Annotated in this window: 16 protein-coding genes and 1 pseudogene; 7 read left to right on the top strand and 10 right to left on the bottom strand. The window is 57.7% G+C overall.

Annotated elements, in window-relative coordinates; all coding sequences use genetic code 11:
* Window positions 1-2: 2 nt before the first annotated feature.
* The 4 genes from licT to sbcD all read right to left on the bottom strand — a co-directional run bounded on the left by licT (window position 3) and on the right by sbcD (window position 7,236).
* Window positions 3-845 (bottom strand): BglG family transcription antiterminator LicT, encoded by an 843-nt coding sequence (gene licT / locus QZQ97_RS12955; protein WP_311993724.1) that lies wholly within the window; start codon window positions 843-845, stop codon window positions 3-5.
* A gap of 274 nt (window positions 846-1,119) precedes the next feature.
* Complete coding sequence (gene eat / locus QZQ97_RS12950) at window positions 1,120-2,487, bottom strand: ethanolamine permease (RefSeq protein WP_311993723.1); 1,368 nt, start codon at window positions 2,485-2,487, stop codon at window positions 1,120-1,122.
* A 265-nt stretch (window positions 2,488-2,752) separates the two neighbouring features.
* Entirely contained in the window at window positions 2,753-6,007 is a 3,255-nt protein-coding gene (gene sbcC, locus QZQ97_RS12945) for an exonuclease subunit SbcC (protein WP_311993722.1), read from the bottom strand.
* The gene (sbcD, locus tag QZQ97_RS12940) at window positions 6,004-7,236 is read right to left on the bottom strand and encodes an exonuclease subunit SbcD (RefSeq protein ID WP_311993721.1); all 1,233 of its coding nucleotides are present in this window, start codon (window positions 7,234-7,236) and stop codon (window positions 6,004-6,006) included. Before sbcD ends, sbcC begins: the two co-directional genes overlap by 4 nt.
* A 224-nt stretch (window positions 7,237-7,460) precedes the next feature.
* Here sbcD and phoB point away from each other — a divergent pair, with 224 nt between their 5' ends.
* The 6 genes from phoB to proY all read left to right on the top strand — a co-directional run bounded on the left by phoB (window position 7,461) and on the right by proY (window position 15,133).
* Entirely contained in the window at window positions 7,461-8,150 is a 690-nt protein-coding gene (phoB, locus tag QZQ97_RS12935; RefSeq protein ID WP_004949222.1) for a phosphate response regulator transcription factor PhoB, read from the top strand.
* A gap of 24 nt (window positions 8,151-8,174) precedes the next feature.
* Window positions 8,175-9,491: a phosphate regulon sensor histidine kinase PhoR gene (phoR, locus tag QZQ97_RS12930; protein WP_311993720.1), complete on the top strand. Its 1,317-nt coding sequence runs from the start codon at window positions 8,175-8,177 to the stop codon at window positions 9,489-9,491.
* 16 nt (window positions 9,492-9,507) lie between these two features.
* Window positions 9,508-10,446, top strand: coding sequence for a PstS family phosphate ABC transporter substrate-binding protein (locus tag QZQ97_RS12925; RefSeq protein WP_311993719.1), 939 nt, complete (start codon window positions 9,508-9,510; stop codon window positions 10,444-10,446).
* A gap of 211 nt (window positions 10,447-10,657) precedes the next feature.
* A complete protein-coding gene (locus tag QZQ97_RS12920) occupies window positions 10,658-11,764 on the top strand; it encodes a cobalamin-independent methionine synthase II family protein (RefSeq protein WP_311993718.1) in 1,107 nt (368 codons plus the stop codon).
* A 572-nt stretch (window positions 11,765-12,336) separates the two neighbouring features.
* Window positions 12,337-13,656: a branched-chain amino acid transport system II carrier protein gene (gene brnQ / locus QZQ97_RS12915; protein WP_311993717.1), complete on the top strand. Its 1,320-nt coding sequence runs from the start codon at window positions 12,337-12,339 to the stop codon at window positions 13,654-13,656.
* 70 nt (window positions 13,657-13,726) lie between these two features.
* The gene (gene proY, locus QZQ97_RS12910) at window positions 13,727-15,133 is read left to right on the top strand and encodes a proline-specific permease ProY (protein ID WP_311993716.1); all 1,407 of its coding nucleotides are present in this window, start codon (window positions 13,727-13,729) and stop codon (window positions 15,131-15,133) included.
* Window positions 15,134-15,187: 54 nt separating this feature from the next.
* Here the strand turns inward: proY and QZQ97_RS12905 are convergent, their stop codons facing one another.
* The 4 genes and pseudogenes from QZQ97_RS12905 to QZQ97_RS12890 all read right to left on the bottom strand — a co-directional run bounded on the left by QZQ97_RS12905 (window position 15,188) and on the right by QZQ97_RS12890 (window position 17,502).
* Window positions 15,188-15,475, bottom strand: coding sequence for a HigA family addiction module antitoxin (locus tag QZQ97_RS12905; RefSeq protein ID WP_311993715.1), 288 nt, complete (start codon window positions 15,473-15,475; stop codon window positions 15,188-15,190).
* Window positions 15,475-15,752 (bottom strand): annotated as a pseudogene (locus tag QZQ97_RS12900) (type II toxin-antitoxin system RelE/ParE family toxin). The gene QZQ97_RS12905 and the pseudogene QZQ97_RS12900 overlap by 1 nt, the downstream one beginning before the upstream one ends.
* An 87-nt stretch (window positions 15,753-15,839) precedes the next feature.
* Window positions 15,840-16,100 carry a hypothetical protein gene (locus tag QZQ97_RS12895; RefSeq protein ID WP_311993714.1) on the bottom strand — a complete coding sequence of 87 codons (261 nt, stop codon included), beginning with the start codon at window positions 16,098-16,100 and terminating at the stop codon, window positions 15,840-15,842.
* Window positions 16,101-16,236: 136 nt separating this feature from the next.
* Entirely contained in the window at window positions 16,237-17,502 is a 1,266-nt protein-coding gene (locus QZQ97_RS12890) for a mechanosensitive ion channel family protein (RefSeq protein WP_311993713.1), read from the bottom strand.
* Window positions 17,503-17,750: 248 nt separating this feature from the next.
* Here QZQ97_RS12890 and malZ point away from each other — a divergent pair, with 248 nt between their 5' ends.
* Window positions 17,751-19,574 (top strand): maltodextrin glucosidase, encoded by a 1,824-nt coding sequence (malZ, locus tag QZQ97_RS12885; RefSeq protein ID WP_311993712.1) that lies wholly within the window; start codon window positions 17,751-17,753, stop codon window positions 19,572-19,574.
* A 65-nt stretch (window positions 19,575-19,639) separates the two neighbouring features.
* On the opposite strand, the gene ggt is transcribed toward malZ, so the two are convergent.
* Entirely contained in the window at window positions 19,640-21,403 is a 1,764-nt protein-coding gene (gene ggt / locus QZQ97_RS12880) for a gamma-glutamyltransferase (RefSeq protein WP_311993711.1), read from the bottom strand.
* 229 nt (window positions 21,404-21,632) lie between these two features.
* Window positions 21,633-22,235, bottom strand: a complete 603-nt coding sequence (locus QZQ97_RS12875) for a peroxiredoxin C (RefSeq protein ID WP_004949238.1) — start codon at window positions 22,233-22,235, stop codon at window positions 21,633-21,635.
* Window positions 22,236-22,262: the final 27 nt, after the last annotated feature.

Genomic DNA, 22,262 nt, shown 5'->3' with positions numbered 1-22,262 from the left:
TCCTATTTCACCTCGCTCTCACTGCGCACCCGCTCGATATGGATGGTCAAAAACATCATCTCTTCGCTGGTTAGCTGGTGTTGGTAATGTTTTTCGATGTGCTGATTGATCTTGCCGGCACAGGCGAATGACTCGCGGTATTTCTCTTTCACGACCTGGTAGAGCGAATCATCGTCGCTGTCGACGTAGTTTTTCCCCAGCAGGCGCTGGGCGAAGAATTTCAGGTGAGTGACAAAGCGGTGGTAACTCAGCGCTTCTTCGTTGTAATCAAAGCGGAAATGGTATTTGACGATGTTAAGGATTTCCTGCATCACGCGGGTGATGTGCAGTGTGTTGTGCATCTCGTCATTCAACTGGGCGTTGACCAGATGCAGGGCGATGAAACCGGCTTCGTCCTCCGGCAGGGCGGTGCCCAGCCGCTGGGCGATAAGATCCAGCGCTTCCAGCCCGACGGCAAACTCGGCCGGATAGAGCTTTTTGATTTCCCACAGCAGCACGTTCTTGATGTCCAGCCCCTGAGCGTGGCGCTGCAGCGCAAAGTGGATATGGTCGGTCAGCGTGATATAGACGATGTTGTGCAACTTGCCCGGCAGGCGCTGGCGGGCAAGGGTGATGATTTTGTCGGCGGTGGTCACGCAGGCCAGTGGGATCTCCGCCAGCAGCTCTTTGTAGCGCTCGCCCATCTCACCGCCATTCGGCGTGAAGATCTTCTCGATCAGGCTTTCGTCCAGCAGATCGCCGGCCTTCTTTTTAAAACCGATGCCGCGCCCCATCACCACCGTTTCTTCCTGACGGTCGTCCAAGGTAATCACCGCGTTATTATTAAGTATTTTTGCGATTTTCATGGTTATTCCCGGATGTTTCAGCGTGCTGAAAACGAAAAAACCTGACGCACGGGAGCGATCCCCTGCGTCAGGTTTTGCCTGCATTCGAATATTTCTCTTCCCCTGAACTGGCCGGGGGCTGCATGTTGTGCCTGCATGAGCTTGAGTCATTGGGCAAGGCTGCAGCTTGAAATTCTTAGGTATACAGTAGCAATCCTGTTATCAGCAGCATCATAACCCTTGTCGGCGGCGCCTCAACGCTTTTCGCCGGGGAGTGCCGCCGCGATCACACTTCTCAGTCGCTGCCGGACAGCATCAGGTCCTGCGGTGCGTTGCGGCGCTGAGTTTTGGTCAGCAGGAAATAGAGATAACCGCAGGCCATCAGGGCGATAAACACCCCGCCGATCACCGGGTTAAACCACAGCATGGCGATCAGGCACACCAGCGCCAACACCAGCGCGATGGCCGGTACCAGCGGATAGCCCGGTGCCATGAAGCTACGCTCCAGTTCCGGCGCAATGCGGCGCAGTTTGAACAGACTGAGCATGCTCATCAGGTACATCACGATGGCGCCGAAGACGGCCATGGTGATCATGGCGGCGGTGAGGCTCATGCCCTGCAGGTTGATCAAGCTGTCGCTGAAGATCGCGGCGATGCCGATCACGCCGCCGGCCAGGATTGCCCGGTGCGGCGTCTGGAAGCGCGACAGCTTGGCCAGCGAGGTCGGCAGGTAACCGGCGCGCGCCAGCGCGAAGAACTGGCGCGAATAGCCGAGAATAATGCCGTGGAAGCTGGCCACCAATCCAAACAGGCCAATCCACACCAGCATGTGCATCCAGCCGGAGTTTTCGCCTACCACCATTTTCATCGCCTGCGGCAATGGATCGTTGATGTTCGACAGTTTGCTCCAGTCGCCCGCGCCGCCGGCCAATAGCATCACACCCAGCGCCAATACCACCAGCGTCAGAATGCCGGAGATGTAGGCGCGCGGAATGGTGCGTTTCGGATCCTTGGCTTCTTCCGCCGCCATTGCCGCGCCCTCGATGGCCAGGAAAAACCAGATGGCGAACGGAATGGCGGCGAAGATACCGGACAGCGCCGCGCTGCCGAAATGATCGCTGCCCGCCCAGCCGTTGAGCACGAAATTGCTGAAGCTAAAGCCGGGCGCCACTACGCCCATAAACACCAGCAGCTCAAAGACCGCCAGCACGGTGACGCAAAGTTCGAACAGCGCCGCCAGCTTAACGCCGAGGATATTGAGCGTCATAAAAATGGCGTAGGCGCCCACTGCCGCCCACTTGGGATTGAGCGCCGGGTATTGCACGTTGAGGTAAGCCCCAATCGCCATGGCAATCGCCGGGGGGGCGAACACAAATTCCACCAGCGTTGCCAGCCCGGCGATCAGGCCGCCGGTTTCGCCAAAGGCCCGGCGGCTATAGGCGAAAGGCCCGCCTGCGTGAGGGATTGCGGTGGTCAGCTCGGTAAAGCTGAAGATAAAACAGCCGTACATGGTCGCCACCATCAGGGTGGTGATCAGGAAACCGAGCGTCCCCGCCACACCCCAACCGTAGCTCCAGCCAAAATATTCCCCGGAAATCACCAGCCCGACGGCAATGCCCCAAAGATGCAGGGTACCCAGGGTAGGTTTAAGTTGCATTGTCATGTCGCTCTCCCGATCGAAAAAACCGCCAGCGCTGATAAAGAAGGTATCCAGCCACAACGTTGCAGGTTTTATGCCATGACGATGCCTGTCCGCCGGCGTGGGTGAGCCGCTAACGGCCGCTAATCAAACCGAGAGGTTCACCGCCTGGCCGCGCACCAAAAGTGAGCGGCCAGGCGGCGAGAATGCGCTTTTCTGGTGATGTATTGACCGTGAAGGGGCGGCGATGGTTTGGCATCGGTCCGCGTCAGTGGCACCCGTTGCCAACCTAACTTTCCTGCCGAAACTGCGGCTCCAGCCGGCTGATACCCAGTCCGTTGACCTTTTTCACTTTAATCTGCACCGGAATGCGTTCTTTCATCGCTTCGACATGGCTGATCACGCCGATGGTTTTACCGGAAGCATTCAGGCTGTCGAGCGCGTCCAGCGCGGTATCCAGGGTTTCCGCATCCAGCGTGCCGAAGCCTTCGTCGAGGAACAGCGAGTCGATGCTGGTTTTGTGGCTGACCAGATCAGACAACGCCAGCGCCAATGCCAGGCTGACCAGGAAACTTTCGCCGCCGGACAGGGTGCGGGTATCACGCAGCGCGTCCGCCTGCCAGGTATCCACCACCTGCAGTTCCAGCGCGTCGCTGGTTTTGCGTTGCAACAGGTAGCGCCCGTGGAGCCGCCCCAACTGATTATTGGCCAGGTATACCAGGTGATCCAGCGTCAGCCCCTGGGCGAACTTGCGGAATTTATCGCCTTCTTTGGAGCCGATCAGCTGATTGAGGTAGCTCCAGTCATCGTACTGCTGCTGGCTCTGGCCGATTTGCTCAAACAGCGATTGCTGATTGAGACGGCGTGCGGCGTCGCTTTCCAATTGGTTACGCACTTCGCCCTGGCGCAGTTGCAAGGTTTTCAACTGCTGCGCAAGCGCCTCCAGGTTCTGGCTCAGGGATTGCGCATCGGCCAGAGCTTCATCCAACCCCTCCGGGCGCTGCTGCCGCTGTTGCTCCAGCGTCTGGGCAGCCTGTGCCAGCAGGGCGCTGGCCTCCACCTGCCGCTGGTGCAGCTGTTCTTTATGCTGCTGCAATTGCCGGCGCTGTGCGTCGTCCAACAGTGCGGCGCTGAAAGTGGCTTCGTCGTTGAATTCGCTGGCGGCCAATGCTTCCAGCCAGGTTTGTTCCGCCTGTTGCAACCGTTCGCTCTGCCGTTGTTGCTGTTGCTGCAAGCCGGCAAGTTGCCCGGCGAGGCGGTCGCGCTGTTCCTGAGCTTTTTGCCATTGTTCCGCCGCCTGATGGCTGGCCTGCTCGCAGGCGGCCTGTTGGGCGCGCAGTTGTTCGCGTACCTGCGGAATCTGTTGTTCGCCAAACAGCGCCAGCCGCTGCGCGCGTTGCTCGCCCAGGGTTTTCTCGCCCTCTTGCCACTGTTGCTGCAGACGCTGCTGTTGCAACTGCGCGTCGGCGTGGTTTTTTTCCAGCAGGATGAAGCGCTCGTCCAGCATCGCTTGTTGCTGTTGCGCCTGTTGTTGCTGTGCCTGCAGTTCGGCCAGGGCATCTTTCGCCTGCTGTACCGCCTGTGCTGCCTGTTCATGCTGCGCCAGCCATTGCTGGCCCTGGCGTTCTTCGCTGTCGCAGGCGTTCAGCCACTGGCTCAGGCGCTCGGCATCTTGCAGCTCGAAATCAAATGCCAGCGGTGCGCTGAGGGTTTGCCACTGTTGGCGCTGGGCGGCAAGTTGTTGTTCGTCCTGGGTTATCTGCTGCTGTTGGCGCTGTTGTTGTTCTTTCAGGCTTTCGCAACGGGTGCGCAGTTCGGTGCCCAAGGTGTACAACGCCTCGGTTTTGACGCGCATTTCCGTCAGGCGCAATGCCGTCTCGGAGGGTTTTACCGCCTGATATTGCTCAATGGCCGGATGGCTGGCGGAGCCGCACAGTGGGCAGGGCTCGCCGCTTTGCAGCAGCGCGCGCTCTGCTTCCAGACTGACGATGCGCTTTTCCAGCTCAAGGGCTTTTTCAACGTCCAACTGATGCGCTTTTTGCTGCTTGTAGTGCCGCCGAGTTTCTTCCAGACGTTGCTCATGTTCGCCAAGCTGTGCCTGACGGGCGGTAAACTCTTTGCGCTGTTGTTCAAGCCGCTCGCTGGTCTGGCGGAACAGCGAGGAGAGGGTGAACAACTGCTGACGCACCGGGCGCAACTCGGCCAACGCACTCTGCCGCTGGCGCAACGCCGCAAGTGGTGACTGCGCTTCCAGCGCATTTTGCTGTTGTTGCTGTGCCATCAGCGCTGCGTTAAGTCCGCTAAGCTTCTCCTGATGTTGCCCGGCCTGTGCGGTCAGTTGGCTGCGTTGAACGTTGAGTTGCTCCAGATCCGCTTTCTGTTGATGGCACTGCCGGGCGGTGCTGTCGCACGCCTGCTGCAATTCCGCCTGCGTTTTTTGCAACTGAGCAATCTGGTGGTCGAGCGGAACGATCTGCTCGTCGATCAGCCGCTGCTGGATCTGCTGGCGTTCGGCCTGCGTCTGTTGCTCGGTGCGCGCTTTTTCCACTGCCTGCTGCAATGGCGCCATCTGCGCAAGCTGATGCTCCTGCTGCTGCGCCATTTGGGCGATCTGCTGTTGCAGCGCCTGTTGGTCGCTGCGGCAGCGATTACGATCGTTATGCAGCGGTCGCAATTTCTCCGCCGGTTCGCTGCGCGCCAACTGTTGCAACTGCGGTTCGGCCGCGGCCTGCTCCTGTTGCACGACGCTCAACTGGCGTTGGTATTCCTGCTGCTGGAGCTGCGTTTGCCGCCACTGTTGCAGCCAGTTCAGCGCCTGTTGCTGTTGCCTGGCCTGACCGCTGAGGGCTGTTTCCTGCGCACTCAGCGCTATCAATTGGCTCTCCAACTGCTGGCGTTGTTCGTCATTCAGCAGCTCAATGCCGCTGGCGCGTTGATGCAAGGCGTCCAGATCGGCTTTGGCCTGTTTGTGCTGCTCGAAAACCCGCTCGGAAAGCTGGCCGTAGATCTCGGTGCCGGTCAGCTCTTCCAGCAGTTCGGCCCGGTCATTGGCATCGGCATTGAGGAAGGCGGCGAACTGCCCCTGGGACAGCATCATCGATTTGGTGAAGCGGCCAAAATCCAGCCCGGTGATCGCGGCGGTCAGATCCAGCTTGTCGCGGACTTTATCCGCCAGGATTTTACCGTCTTCAAGCAGTGCCAGTTCCACTTTTGGCGCTTGCAGGTTACCGTCCGGTGCGTTTTTGGCGCGGCGTTGGCTCCAGAAAGCGCGGTAGCCAACGCCCTTGACTTCGAATTCGACCTCCGCCAGCGATTCGGCGGTGTGGCGCGTCATCAGTTCGTTTTGGCTCGGCGTCACGTTGAGGCGCGGCGTTTGGTGGTACAGCGCCAGACAGATGGCGTCCAGCAGGGTGGTTTTGCCCGCGCCGGTTGGCCCGGTGATGGCGAACAGTCCATTGCTGGCAAAAGGTTCTGCGGTGAAATCGATCTTCCACTCGCCCTGCAATGAATTGAGGTTCTTCAGCCGCAGGCTCAGGATTTTCATTGGGTCGGCTCCTCGTCGTTGTGCCGTACGGCCTCGACCACCTGATGGAACATTTGGCGCATCCGCTGTTGACGGGGCTCTGTGATTTCCGTCTCCTGCGCCAGCCGCCGCTCGAAGACCTCATTGACGCTCAGTTCGTTGAGCGTTTCCTTGTCCTGCTGTTCAAGGGCCTGGCGGCGCTGCTCTTTACTGCGGCGCAGCAATACCACCTCCACCGGCAGTTGATCCGCCAACAGCTGGATACGGCGCTGAATATCGCTGAGGTAATCCTGTGTCGCCACTTCGATGTCCAGCCATACCGGCAGTTCCCCCTGATAATCGGCGAACTGCCGCAATTGTTGTTCGATCTGCGCCAAATCGCCCTTGATCAGTTGCATCGGCTGGAAGCGGGGGATCTCCAGTGCGGTGACCTGTTGCAGGGCGCCTTCGGCGAAATCCACCATAAACACGCTTTTGGGTTTGCCCAACTCATCAAAACTGAGCGGGATAGGTGAACCGCTGTAGCGGATATGCTCGGATTTGGCGACGTTTTGCGCCCGATGAATATGCCCCAACGCAATGTAATCGGCCGGTGGAAATGCCTGCGCCGGAAAGGCATCCAGCGTGCCGATGTAAATATCGCGTACCGAATCGGAGGTGGTAACACCCACGGTGGTCAGGTGGCCGGTGGCGACAATCGGCAAGGTGAGCCCCAGTTCATCGCGGCGTGCGCAGGCTGCCCGGTAAAGCTGCTGATAGTGTTCCGCGATCGCCTCTTGCAACGCCTGCTGTTTTTGCCCGCCCGATTCGCCGGCGCGACTGGTTGTCAGATCGCGCGGGCGCAGGAACGGGATGGCGCACAGCACTGCACCCGGCTGACCATCGCGTTGGTTAAGCACCAGGATTTGCTGCCCGATGTCGCTTTGGGCGCTGGCGATCACCGTTGTATTCAGGCAAGAAAGCAATTCACGCGATTCATTCAGGGTTGCCACGGAGTCGTGGTTACCGCCCAACACCACCAACTGGCAACCGGTGCGCTGCAGCTCGACCACAAAGCGGTTATACAGCTCACGGGCGTAGCTTGGCGGCGAGCCGGTGTCGAACAGATCCCCCGCGACGATCAGCGCATCCACCCGTTGCTGTTCTATTTGCTCGATCAGCCAGCGTAAAAAAGCCTGGTGCTCGGCGGCGCGGCTTTTGGTGAAAAAGTACTGGCCAAGGTGCCAGTCAGAGGTGTGGATCAGGCGCATGACACTCCCGGGGCGATAAACTGATGGCGATGATTATAAAGGGGGCTGACTCTCCTGTCGTGACGCAATCATTATGACAACTGAATGATTTTTCTTTGAAGCTAGAAATAATCGCTATGCTTACTGGCTATAACAGGCTGGTTTTTTCATAAAAGTGTCACAAAACTGACGCATAATGGCGCCCGCAATCAACTGTGATCGCTAACACATTGGCAGGATTGACGATGGCAAGACGCATACTGGTGGTGGAAGACGAAGCGCCGATCCGTGAGATGGTGTGCTTTGTGTTGGAACAGAATGGTTACCAACCGTTGGAAGCCGAGGATTATGACAGCGCCGTGACGCGCCTGTCTGAGCCGTTCCCTGATTTGGTGTTGCTCGACTGGATGTTACCCGGCGGTTCCGGTATCCAGTTTATCAAACACATGAAGCGCGAAGCGCTGACCCGCGATATTCCGGTGATGATGCTGACCGCACGCGGTGAAGAAGAAGACCGGGTACGTGGCCTGGAAGTGGGAGCGGACGATTACATTACCAAGCCGTTCTCGCCGAAGGAGTTGGTGGCGCGCATCAAGGCGGTAATGCGCCGTATTTCACCGATGGCGGTGGAAGAAGTGATTGAAATGCAGGGGCTGAGCCTGGACCCTTCCTCGCACCGCGTAATGGCTAATGAGCAGGCGCTGGATATGGGGCCGACCGAGTTCAAACTGCTGCATTTCTTTATGACCCATCCGGAACGTGTTTATAGCCGCGAACAGTTGCTTAATCACGTCTGGGGCACTAACGTTTATGTGGAAGACCGCACCGTTGACGTGCATATCCGTCGACTCCGTAAGGCGTTAGAGACCACTGGTCATGACAAAATGGTTCAAACCGTTCGGGGCACCGGCTACCGATTCTCAACGCGTTACTGATCGCGTCGCGCCGGAGAATATGCTGTGCTAGAACGCCTGTCGTGGAAGAGGCTGGCCCTGGAGCTGGCTCTTTTCTGTTTACCTGCCTTGTTGCTGGGGCTGATTTTCGGCTATTTGCCCTGGCTGCTGCTGGCCGCCGTGCTGGCGGCGCTGGTATGGAATTTCTACAACCAACTCAAACTTTCCCACTGGCTGTGGGTCGATCGCAGCATGACGCCGCCGCCTGGGCGCTGGAGCTGGGAGCCGCTGTTTTACGGCCTGTACCAGATGCAGCAGCGCAACCGTCGTCGTCGTCGTGAACTGGCGCTGTTGATCAAACGCTTTCGCAGCGGGGCGGAATCGCTGCCCGATGCGGTGGTGATGACCACCGTTGAAGGCAATATCTTCTGGTGCAACGGGTTGGCTCAACATCTGCTGGGGTTCCGCTGGCCGGAAGACAACGGTCAACACATCCTTAACCTGCTGCGTTACCCGGAGTTCAGCCACTATCTGCAACAGCAGGAGTTCGCCCGGCCGCTGACGCTGCAACTCAATAACGAACACTACGTCGAGTTCCGCGTGATGCCTTATTCGGAAGGGCAACTGTTGATGGTGGCGCGCGACGTCACCCAAATGCGCCAGTTGGAAGGCGCGCGCCGCAACTTCTTCGCCAACGTCAGCCATGAGTTGCGTACCCCGCTGACGGTATTGCAGGGCTACCTGGAGATGATGAGCGACGAGGAGCTGGACGGCTCGCTGCGCGGCAAGGCGCTGGGCACCATGCAGGAGCAGACCCGGCGCATGGACGGGCTGGTCAAACAGCTGCTGACGCTGTCGCGCATTGAGGCGGCGCCTAACGTCGAGATGAACGAACGGGTCGATATTCCGCTGATGTTGCGGGTGTTGCAGCGTGAGGCGCAGTCGCTGAGCGGCGGCAACCATGAGATTACCTTCCGGGTGAACGAGCAGCTCAAGGTGTTCGGCAACGATGACCAACTGCGCAGCGCGGTGTCGAATCTGGTGTATAACGCCGTCAATCACACGCCGAAGGGCACTAATATTGAGGTGAGCTGGCAACAAACGCCAAACGGCGCGCAGTTCCAGGTCAGCGACAACGGGCCGGGTATCGCCGCCGAACATATTCCGCGTCTGACCGAGCGTTTCTACCGCGTCGATAAAGCCCGTTCACGCCAGACCGGCGGCAGCGGGCTGGGGCTGGCGATCGTCAAGCATGCGCTAAGCCACCACGATGCGCGGCTGGAGATCCTCAGCGAACAGGGGATCGGTACCCGTTTCATTTTTACCTTGCCTAACCGGTTGATTGTTCCCGCAGCTTTGTCAGAGAATGCGGTGAAAAATTAACGCGCGAGAGGCTGGCATGATCCGAATTACCCGATGGCTGTTGCTGTGCCTGGCGCTGCTGGCGAGCCGCGGCGCGCTGGCGCAGCCGGACGGCATGTTGTCCGGCAACCTGTCGAGCGTCGGCTCAGATACGCTGGCGAATCTTATGGCGCTGTGGGCGCAGGACTTCAGTCAGCATTACCCTAACGTCAATCTGCAGATCCAGGCCGCCGGTTCTTCAACCGCCCCCACCGCGTTGGCGGCGGGGGCGGCGCAGCTTGGGCCAATGAGCAGGCCGATGAAGGCGGCGGAAGTGTCGGCGTTCGAACACCGTTATGGCTATGCGCCGCTGGCCGTGCCGGTAGCGGTAGATGCGCTGGTGGTGCTGGTACATCAGGACAACCCGTTACGTGGCCTGAACCTGCAACAGCTCGATCGCATTTTCTCCGCCACCCGGCGCTGTGGCGAAAGCAGGCCGCTGATGCGTTGGGGAGAGTTGGGGTTGACCGGCAGTTGGCAACAGCGTGATCTGCAGCGTTTCGGGCGAAACTCCGCCTCCGGCACCTACGGCTACTTCAAACTGCGCGCGCTGTGCGGCGGCGACTTTATGCCGCGGGTCAATGAGCTGCCCGGTTCGGCCTCGGTAGTGCAGGCGGTTGCCGGTTCGTTGAACAGCATTGGCTACGCCAGCATCGGTTTTCGCGCCAGTGGCGTGCGTCTGCTGCCGCTGGCGGAGTCGGGTGAAGACTATGTTATCCCCAATGATACCAACGTGCGCAACGGCAGCTATCCGCTGTCGCGCTATCTGTACATTTACATCAACAAGGCCCCTAACCAACCTCTGGAGCCGCTGACCGCCGCTTTTCTCGATCGCGTGCTGTCCGATGCCGGGCAAAAGCTGGTTAATCATGACGGTTACCTGCCGCTGCCACCCGATATACTGCGCAAAACCCGTCTGGCGCTGGGCCTGAAATAACCCTCCAACGGGCGCCGCGTGGCGCCCAACATGAATTTCTCTCAATACCAATGAAAATTCTTCCATTGCCGCCCGACAAGCGGCGTGACAGGATGCTTCTCAATAAGTATTTAGACGTCTGGATGTCCATAATAACCCGGCGTAATAGTTCACACTGTCAATCATTGAAGCAAAGAGACCCGATCCTTTGCCTGTCACCGGGAGTAAAAATATGTGCGATTGCAACCATGCCTTTCACGCTGACGTTGTCGGCAGCCTGTTGCGCCCTGCGGCGCTGAAAACAGCTCGCCAGCAGTTCCAGCAGGGTGAAATCGATGCCGCCAGCCTGCGCGCGGTTGAGGACGAGCAGATTCGTCTGGCGGTGGCAAAACAGAAAGATCTCGGTTTGGCGGTGGTGACGGACGGCGAATTCCGCCGCGCGTGGTGGCACTTCGACTTCCTGGAAGGGCTGGACGGCGTGGAAGGTTATGATGCGGAGCAGGGGATCCAGTTCAACGGCGTGCAAACCCGGGCGCGCAGCATCAAGGTGGTCGGCAAATTGGGTTTTAACCCCCAGCACCCGATGCTGGCGGATTTTCGCTTTCTGAAGGCGACGGCCGGCGATACGGTGCCGAAAATGACCATTCCGAGCCCGAGCGTGCTGCACTTCCGCGGCGGGCGCAAGGCGATAGACAGCCAGGTTTACCCGGATCTGAACGCCTATTTTGACGATCTGGCGCAGACCTACCGTGATGCGATCAAGGCGTTTTATGACGCAGGCTGCCGCTATCTGCAACTGGATGACACCGTCTGGGCTTATCTGTGCTCGGACGATCAACGGCGGCAGATCCGCGAGCGTGGTGAGGATCCGGATCGTCTGGCGAAGATCTATGCCGATGTGCTGAACGCGGCGATCGCCGGCAAGCCGGACGATCTGACTATCGGCTTGCACGTGTGTCGCGGTAATTTCCGTTCTACCTGGATCTCCGAAGGCGGTTACGAGCCGGTGGCGGAAATCCTGTTCGGCCAGGTGAATATCGACGCTTTCTTCCTGGAGTACGACAACGAGCGCTCCGGGGGTTTCGAGCCGCTGCGCTTTATCAAACCCGGTAAACAGCAGGTGGTGCTGGGCCTGATCACCACCAAAAACGGTGAACTGGAGAACCCGGAACAGGTGAAACAGCGCCTCGAGGAGGCTGCGCAGTTTGTCGATCGTCGGCAGTTGTGCCTCAGCACCCAGTGCGGGTTTGCCTCGACCGAAGAGGGCAATAGCCTGAGCGAACAGCAGCAGTGGAATAAACTGCAAAGCGTGGTGAATATTGCCCGAGAGGTTTGGTAAGCGCGCAGAACCCGTTCAGACCACGCGAAAACCGATCGTTTATTGGCGTTTTCGCGCGGTCTCAAGCCAGATGTTTCACGGTTTGTGAATGCGTCGCTCAAAAATGATACAAATCATGTAGTGTATATTTATTGATAGCCAATATGATCGACTGGTGACAAAAGATTATCTGGTCGATAGCTCTGGTTTTTATCGCACGACTTGCCTTTCAACGCTATAAACGTTTAACTTAGCCCCCGTTGTCGGACTAAACCTCCATTTTACCCGTCATACTTGAAGCTGCCTCTGTGTTGGCTGCACTCACTTACCCGAATCACTTACCTCAGTAAGTTCATCGGGATGAGCTCTCTTGCCGCCTTTATGCAACGCCGATTATTGTGGGTATATAACTTATAAAACTCTGTCCATCATCATGAGTGGTTAATTTCGAATAAGGGCAAAACGCCGGACGTTATGCGTTTTCTGCTCTTATTGATCTCGCGATGAAAGGGCAAGCCGACAACCGGGTGGGGGCATTACGTCACCACGATATCGGGTACTTTTTTTCATTTGAACAGGCAACACGACATCGTATGAGTCATCGTTTAACGTCAAAAGATATTCTGGCACTGGGTTTTATGACCTTTGCCTTATTTGTCGGCGCCGGGAACATTATTTTCCCGCCAATGGTCGGCTTACAGTCCGGTGAGCACGTCTGGACCGCAGCAATCGGCTTCCTGATTACCGCTGTCGGTTTGCCGGTGATAACCGTGATCGCCCTGGCGCGCGTCGGCGGCGGTATCGACGCCCTTAGCTCACCGATTGGCCGCAGCGCCGGTTTGCTGCTGGCGACGGTCTGCTATCTGGCGGTGGGTCCGCTGTTCGCCACCCCGCGTACCGCGACCGTGTCCTTTGAAGTGGGCATTGCCCCCCTGACCGGTGACGGCGCCATGCCGCTGTTTATCTACAGCCTGGTGTATTTCGCGCTGGTCATCGGCATTTCTCTCTATCCGGGCCGCCTGCTCGATACCGTGGGCCACGTGTTGGCTCCGCTGAAAATCGTTGCGCTCGGCGCACTCGGCATCGCTGCGCTGGTTTGGCCGGCGGGCACGCCTATTCCGGCTACCGAAATTTATCAGCACGTTCCTTTCTCTTCCGGCTTCGTTAACGGCTATCTGACCATGGATACGCTGGGCGCCCTGGTGTTCGGCATCGTCATCGTCAACGCTGCGCGTTCCCGCGGCGTGAAAGATGCCGGCCTGCTGACGCGTTACACCATTTTGGCCGGCCTGATCGCCGGCGTGGGCCTGACGCTGGTTTATCTGAGCCTGTTCAAGCTGGGTTCCGGCAGCGGCGTGCTGGTGCCGGACGCGACCAACGGCGCGGTGATCCTGCACGCTTATGTGCAAAACACCTTCGGTGGATTGGGCAGTTTCTTCCTGGCGGCACTGATCTTCATCGCCTGTATGGTGACTGCGGTAGGCCTGACCTGTGCCTGCGCCGAGTTCTTTGCTCAGTACCTGCCGTTCTCTTATAAGACGCTGGTGTTTATTCTGGGCCTGTTCTCGATGGTGGTTTCCAACCTGGGCCTGAGCCATCTGATCCAGATCTCTATCCCGGTGCTGACCGCGATTTACCCGCCGTGTATCGTGCTGGTGGTATTGAGCTTCACCCTGCGTTGGTGGAACAGCGCGACGCGCATCGTGGCACCGGTGATGCTGGTCAGCCTGTTGTTTGGTATCCTTGACGCGGTGAAAGCGTCCACCTTCCAGCACCTGTTGCCGGAGTGGACCAATCACCTGCCATTGGCTGCGCAGGGGTTGGCATGGCTGTCGCCTTCTCTGCTGATGCTGGTGTTGGTCGCGATTTATGACCGGGTTTGTACGCGTTCTGAAGTGACCGCGCACCAATAATCCCCCGGCTTGGTCTAGGGCCACGGACTTGTCCGTGGCTTTTTTACGTTTAAAAACACGGGTTATTTTCATGCAACAACAGTCACCCTCCGCCCCTGTGGCCAATAAGCTGAAGCGCGGTCTCAGCACGCGTCATATCCGCTTTATGGCTCTCGGCTCGGCCATCGGCACCGGCCTGTTCTACGGTTCGGCGGATGCCATTAAAATGGCCGGCCCGAGCGTTTTGCTGGCATACCTGATTGGCGGTATCGTCGCCTTTATCATCATGCGTGCTTTGGGCGAGATGTCGGTCAACAACCCGCAGGCCAGCTCATTCTCCCGCTACGCGCAGGACTATCTTGGTCCGATGGCCGGGTATATCACCGGCTGGACTTACTGTTTTGAAATCCTGATCGTCGCCATCGCCGACGTGACTGCGTTCGGCATTTATATGGGCGTCTGGTTCCCCGAGGTGCCGCACTGGATATGGGTGCTGAGCGTGGTGCTGGTGATAGGCGCAATCAACCTGATGAGCGTGAAGGTGTTCGGTGAACTGGAATTCTGGTTCTCGTTCTTCAAGGTCGCTACCATCATCATCATGATTGCGGCCGGTATCGGCATCATCATTTGGGGGATTGGCAACGGCGGGCAGCCGACCGGCATTCATAACCTGTGGTCCAACGGCGGTTTCTTCAGCAACGGCTTTATCGGCATGATCCTGTCGCTGCAACTGGTGATGTTTGCCTACGGCGGCATCGAAATCATCGGTATTACCGCCGGTGAAGCCAAGGACCCGAAAACGTCGATTCCCAAGGCCATCAATTCGGTGCCGTGGCGTATCCTGGTGTTCTACGTCGGTACGCTGTTTGTCATCATGTCGATTTATCCGTGGAACCAGGTGGGCACCAACGGCAGCCCGTTTGTTCTGACCTTCCAGCACATGGGCATTACCGTGGCCGCCGGTATCCTCAACTTTGTGGTGATCACCGCGTCGCTGTCGGCGATTAACAGCGATGTGTTCGGCGTGGGCCGTATGTTGCACGGGATGGCCGAGCAGGGCCATGCGCCGAAGATGTTCAGCAAGGTGTCGAAGCGCGGCATTCCGTGGGTCACGGTGTTGGTGATGATGCTGGCGCTGCTGTTGGCGGTGTATCTCAACTACATCATGCCGGAAAACGTGTTCCTGGTGATTGCTTCGCTGGCTACCTTTGCCACCGTGTGGGTGTGGATCATGATCCTGTGCTCGCAAATTGCCTTCCGCCGCAGTCTGAGCAAAGAACAGGTGAAAAAGCTGGCGTTTCCGCTGCGCGGTGGCGTGTTCACCTCCGTGGTCGCGATTATTTTCCTGGCGTTTATCATTGGCCTGATTGGCTATTTCCCAACCACCCGCGTTTCGTTGTACGCCGGTCTGGTGTGGGTGGCGGTACTGCTGGCGGGTTATTACTTTAAGGTCAACCGCCAGAAGAAGCGGGCGGTGCTGGCGCCACAGCAGGATTGAAAATGAAAACACCGGCCAGCGCCGGTGTTTTTTTAAGCTCATTGTTCTGATCTGTCAGGCAAAATCCAGTTTGCGCAGTTTCGATAGGTCAATGGATTGTCTGGCGTGCCAGAGATCGTAGGCATTCTGCATTCCCATCCAGACATGTTCGGAACTGCCGATAACAATCGATAAACGTATAGCCATTTCCGGTGAGATATCGGACTTGCCGGTAATCAGACGTTGAACCGTTGATGGCGCTACATCAAGCGCTCTGGCCAGGCCGCGCGCGCTAAGCTGCAATGTCTCCATCGTTTCCTTGATCAGTTCTCCGGGATGTGGCGGGTTATGCATGCGGTTCATCAGTGATAATCCTCATAATTGACGATATAGATATCCCCCTCGGACAATTCAAACGTAATTCGCCAGTTGCCAGTGACGGTGATTGACCAAAGTCCTGTTCGATCGCCCGTCAGCGAATGAAGAAAGAACCCGGGGAGATCTACATCATTGATTTCCTTAGCCAGATCCAACACGCTCAGACGGAGGCTGATTTTTTCACCTGTTTGGCATCGATGCCAGCCGTTGAACCCGTTTCAAAGAATTTCTTGAGTCCTTTATGCCTGAAGCTTTTTATCATCCTGATGGCTCCATCGGTGTTGCGTTATACGCATCATCGTCGGGTGTTGCGCATGACGCAACGGTTTGTTTTGACCCGTGCAGACTATCATCTATCCTCGGGTTCATCGTCACCCAAGGCGCGTGCTTCAACGCGCAAACTGCTGTCGCACAGTCGTTCCTCTTTGCCCTCGCCGGCGCAGCGCGCCAAGACTTCGCGGATATCCTGCATGCTGCTGCTGAGGGCGCTTAGCGAGGGTTGCAGCGTGCGACTCATACGGTCTTCATCCAGCGAGGCGCTATGCAGGCAGCCGATAAACATCAGGGTGGCCAGCAGGGTAAACAACCGGTGTTTTAACGATTTCAGCAAAGGGGTCTCTTCTTTCTGTGCATCAGGAGGAAAGGCACATTAATGCCGTTTTGATCGCAGAAGAAAAGCGTCTGGAGACATCTGCTGGCAATCGGCAGGGAATAATTACCAGCAGACATAATTACGTCAACCTGCGTCAGGAAACGTCCGTCGCCGCTCGCATTTGGCTCAGCATGCTACGCATGTCGTTGCCGGTGGGCGTTTGATGCACGCGCAGATCGAACTCGTTAATCACCGCCAGAATATGATCAAAGATATCGGCCTGAATGCTCTCGTATTCCGCCCATATCGTGGTGTTGGTGAAGGCGTAAATTTCCAGCGGCAACCCTTCCGGCGTCGGTGCCATTTGGCGCACCATCAGCGTCATGCTCTGATGAATATTGGGGTGAGCGCGCAGGTAGGCCACCAAATAGGCGCGCAGCGTGCCGAGGTTGGTCAGGCGGCGGCCGTTGAGCGGTGAGCTGAGATCCACGGCACTCTGCTGATTATAATGGCTCAGTTCTTGCGTTTTATCGTTCAGATAACGCTGCAACAGCGGATTGCGATTCAGGCGCTGTTGTTCTTCCGGGGACAGAAAATGCACGCTGGTGGTGTCGATATTGATGCTGCGCTTGATACGCCGCCCGCCGGATTCCGACATTGAGCGCCAATTCTTGAAGGAATCGGAGATCAGCGCATAGGTGGGAATGGTGGTGACGGTGTTATCCCAGTTGCGTACTTTTACCGTGGTCAGGCCGATGTCGGTGACCGCGCCGTCTGCGCCGTATTTCGGCATCTCCAGCCAGTCGCCGATTTTCAGCATATCGTTGGCGGAAAGCTGTATGCCGGCGACCAGCCCGAGGATAGGGTCCTTGAACACCAGCATCAGCACCGCGGTCATCGCACCCAGGCCGCTGAGCAGCAGCAAGGGGGATTTGCCCATCAGCAATGAAACGATCATGATGCCGATCAGAATGGCGGCTACCAGTTTCAGTCCCTGAAAAATGCCGCGTAGCGGCAGTTGATTCGACAGCGGGCTTTGGCGCAGCACCGCCAGTAACGTATCCAGCAGCGAAAACAACGACAGCAGGGCAAAGGCCATGATCCAGACCTGGGCGGCGGTGACGATGAATGCCTGTGTCTCGCCGCCGGCGCGCAACCACAGCACTGCCTGCAGATTGATGATTACCCCTTGCAGTAACAGCGCCATGCGCTGAAACAGCTTGTACTGAGTGAGTGCTTGTTGCCATACGCGCTGCGACTGCTGGCCACGGCGCTGGATTGCCGCCAGCACCACGCGGTGCAGTACCAGGTGGATAACCACCGAAATCAGGACGATCAGCCCCAACACCATCAGCAGAGACATCACCCCGCTGAATTCCAGCCCGAACTTCTCCAGCCACAGTGTTATCTGTTGTTGCATTATCGCTCCTTTAAAAAATGCGCAAAAAATATCCAATATACTCAAAAGACGTTAGCCTAATGGCTACGGGCCATAATGTGCGGCTGTTTACCCTTTTTTACATAGGGTTGCCGCCGGCTGCCTATCTCCACCCCCCGGCTCCTCCCCGAGTTTACCGGCCAAAGAGGAGGGGGACTTGCACTCAACGTGGCATTGTTCGTGGCATTGAATAACGTCGTCGATTTCGTTTTGTACAGCAGGAGAACAGTATGCTTAACGCCTGGCATCAACCGGTCCCGCCTTTTGTGGTGAAGAAAGGGCAACGCCTGGATATCACGCTGTGGTTACAGGGTGATGATTTGCCTGAAAGGGTGTTTTTACGCGCCGAGCCGGATAACGAAGAATGGTTGCTGATCATGAAAGCGCAGGGCGTTGAGGGCCGGTGGCGCTATCAGGCCAGCCTGACGCTGAATGAAGGAGAGGCCACGCGGCGCTACTGCTTCAAGCTGGTGTGGGCCGATCGTCAGCAATGGTTCGGGCCGCAGGGCTGGGCACTGAACCCGCCGGGCCAACTGGCGCAGTTTGCGATCGACGAACCTGACCGCAGCCCGACCTGGGTGGCGGATCAGATATTTTATCAAATTTTCCCCGATCGTTTCGCCGGCAGCGGCGGCGCGCACGGCATTCAGAACGGCAGCTATCGCCATCATGCGGCCGGTTGCGACGTGGTGCGCCGCGACTGGCAGCATCCGCTGGAAGACCGGGACGCCGCTTCCACTTTCTATGGCGGCGATTTGGATGGCATCAGTCAAAAGCTGCCTTACCTGCAGAAACTGGGTGTCACGGCGCTGTACCTGAACCCGATTTTCACCGCGCCGAGCGTGCATAAATACGATACCGAAGACTATTACCAGGTCGATCCCTATTTTGGTGGCAACGCCGCCTTGCAGCGTTTGCGAGTGAGTACTCACAAGGTGGGGATGAAACTGGTGCTGGACGGGGTGTTTAACCACACCGGTGATTCCCATCCCTGGTTTGATCGTCATCAGCAGGGCGACAACGGCGCCTGTCATCACCCGGATTCACCATACCGTGGTTGGTTTAATTTCTACCCTGACGGCCGGGCGCTGGACTGGAAAGGCAATGCCAGCCTGCCGAAGCTCAATTTCGCCGAACCTCAGGTGGCCGAGGCGATTTATCACGGCGACGGTAGCGTGGTGCGCCATTGGTTGCGCCCACCGTACAGCATCGACGGTTGGCGGCTGGACGTGGTGCATATGCTGGGTGAAAACGGTGGCGCCACCGGTAACCTGCGGCATCTGGCCGGCATTTATCAGGCGGTTAAGCAGGAAAACCCGCAAGCCTACGTGCTGGGCGAACACTTTGGCGATGCGCGCCGCTGGTTGCATGCCGGTGTGGAGGACGCGGCGATGAACTATATGGGCTTTGCCCTGCCGGTGCGGGGGTTCCTTGCCGGGCTGGACGTGGCGCATCATCCGGTGCAGATCGATGCTGCGGACTGTGCGCAGTGGATGGACGGCTACCGTGCCGGGCTGCCGCACGGCAGTCAACTGATTCAGTTTAACCAGCTCGACAGCCATGATACTGCGCGCTTCCTGACCCTGTTGCAGGGCAATCAGGCGCGCATGCAGATGGCGGCGGTGTGGCTGATGAGCTGGATTGGCGTTCCCTGCCTATATTATGGCGACGAGATTGGTCTGGATGGTGCCAACGATCCTTTCTGTCGCAAGCCGTTCCCGTGGGACGAGAGCCAGTGGGATCAGAGCCTGCTGGCGTTGTGCCGGCGAATGGCGGCGCTGCGCAAACAGAGCCAGGCGCTGCGTCGCGGTGGTTGCCAGGTGCTGCATGCCGTCGGTGAAACGCTGGCGTTCGTGCGCATTTACCAACGGGAGCAGGTGTTGGTGGCGTTACAGCGTGGCGGCGGCGGTGAGGTGGCGTTGCCGTATAGCCCTCTGCTGAGCGCAGGCCAATGGCAGCGGCTGGAAGGGCACGGTGAGCTGAGAGAAGAGCAAAACGGCATGACGCTGCAACTGAGCGAAGAGTCGGTCACCTTGTGGCGTCGGATAGGGTAAAGCGGTGACGGGGCCGGCGGACCGGCCCCTGATAAAGTTAGTGTGCATTCACACTTTCTATAAGATCAATAGCCTACCGCTGAACCCGCTGGGCGGCGCACGTCATTGGCACCGTACAGATAACCTTCGCGTACCCTGCCGGAAACCGCCGAGTCGTTACCTGAGTTGGCCGGGCTGACGCCCGCGGCACCCGGCAAACCCACCAGAATCAATTCGGCCGCGCCCCACGGCGTTTGCTCAACCATCTTGTAACCCATGCCGCTGAGGAGTTTCAGCGTATCGGCGGAAACGCCGCGTTGTTCGTAATAAACCTCATCCGGAAGCCACTGATGGTGGATACGCGGTGCATCCACCGCTTCCTGCGGCGCCATACCGTGGTCGATCACGTTCAGTGCGGTTTGCAGGGTGATGGTAATGATGCGCGATCCGCCTGGCGAGCCGAGCACCATAAATATTTTGTTGTCTTTGGTCACTAGCGTCGGGCTCATCGACGATAGTGGGCGCTTACCGGGGGCAATGCTGTTGGCGGTGCCCTGCACCAGTCCGTACAGGTTTTTCTCCCCGACTTTAACGGTGAAATCGTCCATTTCATCGTTGAGGAAGAAACCTGTACCCGGTGCTATCACGACCGCGCCAAAGCGGCCGTTGACGGTATAGGTGGTGGAGACGGCGTTGCCGTCATGATCGACAATCGAATAGTGGGTGGTTTCCGGTTTTTCGTGGGGCTCCATGCCCGGCTGCACGTTTTCCGACGGCGTGGCCTTGTCTGCAACAATTTTTTTGCGGATCTCTTCGGCGTAGCTCTTGCTGACCAAGCGATCGATCGGGTTCTTGATGAACTCCGGGTCGCCAAGGTAGGTATTACGGTCCATATAGGCGTGGCGCATCGCTTCGGTCAGGGTGTGAATGGCCGCCGCCGAGTTAAAGCCCATACTTTTCAGATCATAACCTTCGACCACGTTGAGGATTTCGCACAGCGTGACGCCGCCGGAGCTGGGTGGCGGTGCAGAAACAAATTTATAGCCACGGTAGCTGCAGGTAATGGGCGGCGTTTCGGTGACTTTATAGTTGGCGAAATCGGCGGCCGTCAGGATCCCGCCGCCTTGTTTGGCTGCGGCCTCCACGGCCTGCGGGATTTTACCCTGATAGAAGGCGTCCGGGCCGTCTTTGGCGATGGCTTCGAGGGTGTTGGCCAGATCGCTCTGCACCAGACGGTCGCCCGGTTGCAGTGCGGTGCCGTCCGGGCGCAGGAAGATTTTGGCGGATTCCGGATCCTGTTTGAAACGGGCGACGGTGGTATCGAGGATATCGGTATCGGCACGGGTCAGAACAAAACCTTCGCGCGCCAGTTTGATCGCCGGCCCCATCACCTGCTCACGGCTCAGCTTGCCGTATTTTTGGCGTGCGGTTTCCATGCCCAGCACGGTACCCGGCACGCCCGCCGCCAGATAGCCATACAGGCTGGCGCCTTTTTTCACGTTGCCTTCGGCGTCCAGGTACATGTTGGCGCTGGCCGCCGCCGGAGCGGTTTCACGGAAGTTGATAAAGGTGTCGGTACCCTCGGCCAGGTGTACCGTCATAAAACCGCCGCCGCCGATATTGCCGCAGCAGGGGTTAACCACAGCCTGCGCATAGCCGACCGCCACTGCGGCATCGATGGCGTTGCCGCCCAGCTTGAGGATATCGACGCCCACCTGCGAGGCGAGATGTTGCGATGTCACCACCATGCCATTTTTGGCTTCGACCGCCGGGTTGGAGGCGGCGTACAGGCTGCTGCTGACCAGCAGCGCCGCCATGGTCAGTGGCTTGCTCCATTTCTGTAAAAACATAGTTATTCCTACCCTGTCAGTGTTCTTATTGTGATTGGCTTGCCGTTTTGCCCTGCAAAGAGCGGGCCAGCGTTATTTATAGTAGCTACAGGTAAGGTATTGCGCGGTGTTCAGGGCAGGAAATGTGAGCGGAAACAGGGAAATAAAGCCCGAATCATGGGCAGGTTGCCCTAAAAAAGAGCAAAAAAAACCGGCCGCGAGGGCCGGTTGATTCACTTGCAGGCTGAAATTACAGCTTGGAAGCGTTCTCGGACAGGTATTTAGCTACGCCGTCTGGAGATGCGCCCATACCTGCTTTGCCTTTTTCCCACTGAGCCGGGCACACTTCGCCGTGCTCTTCGTGGAATTGCAGCGCGTCAACGGTACGGATCATTTCGTCGATGTTACGGCCGATTGGCAGGTCGTTAACAACCTGAGCGCGAACCACACCGTCTTTGTCGATCAGGAAAGAACCGCGCAGTGCAACGCCGGCTTCCGGGTGCTCGATACCGTAAGCTTTCTGAATTTCACGCTTGATGTCGGCAACCATAGCGTATTTCACTTCACCGATGCCGCCATTTTCGACAGGGGTTTTACGCCATGCGTTGTGAACGAATTCTGAGTCGAATGAAACGCCAACCACTTCAACGCCACGCTTCTGGAACTCTTCATAGCGGTGATCGAAAGCGATCAGCTCAGAAGGACATACGAAGGTGAAGTCCATCGGCCAGAAGAACAGTACGGCTGGTTTGCCGTTCAGGTGCTTCTTAAAGTTGAAGTTTTCAACGATTTCGCCGCTGCCCAGTACGGCAGCTGCAGTGAAGTCAGGGGCTTGACGAGTTACCAGGACCATAATTACTCCTGTAATAGGTATTAAGGG

It is taken from the genome of Serratia sp. root2 (assembly GCF_031931805.1).
In the GTDB taxonomy this organism is placed as follows: Bacteria; Pseudomonadota; Gammaproteobacteria; order Enterobacterales; family Enterobacteriaceae; genus Serratia; species Serratia inhibens.
Note: the sequence above shows the minus strand (reverse complement) of the source record. Positions and strands in the feature narration are given on the sequence as shown.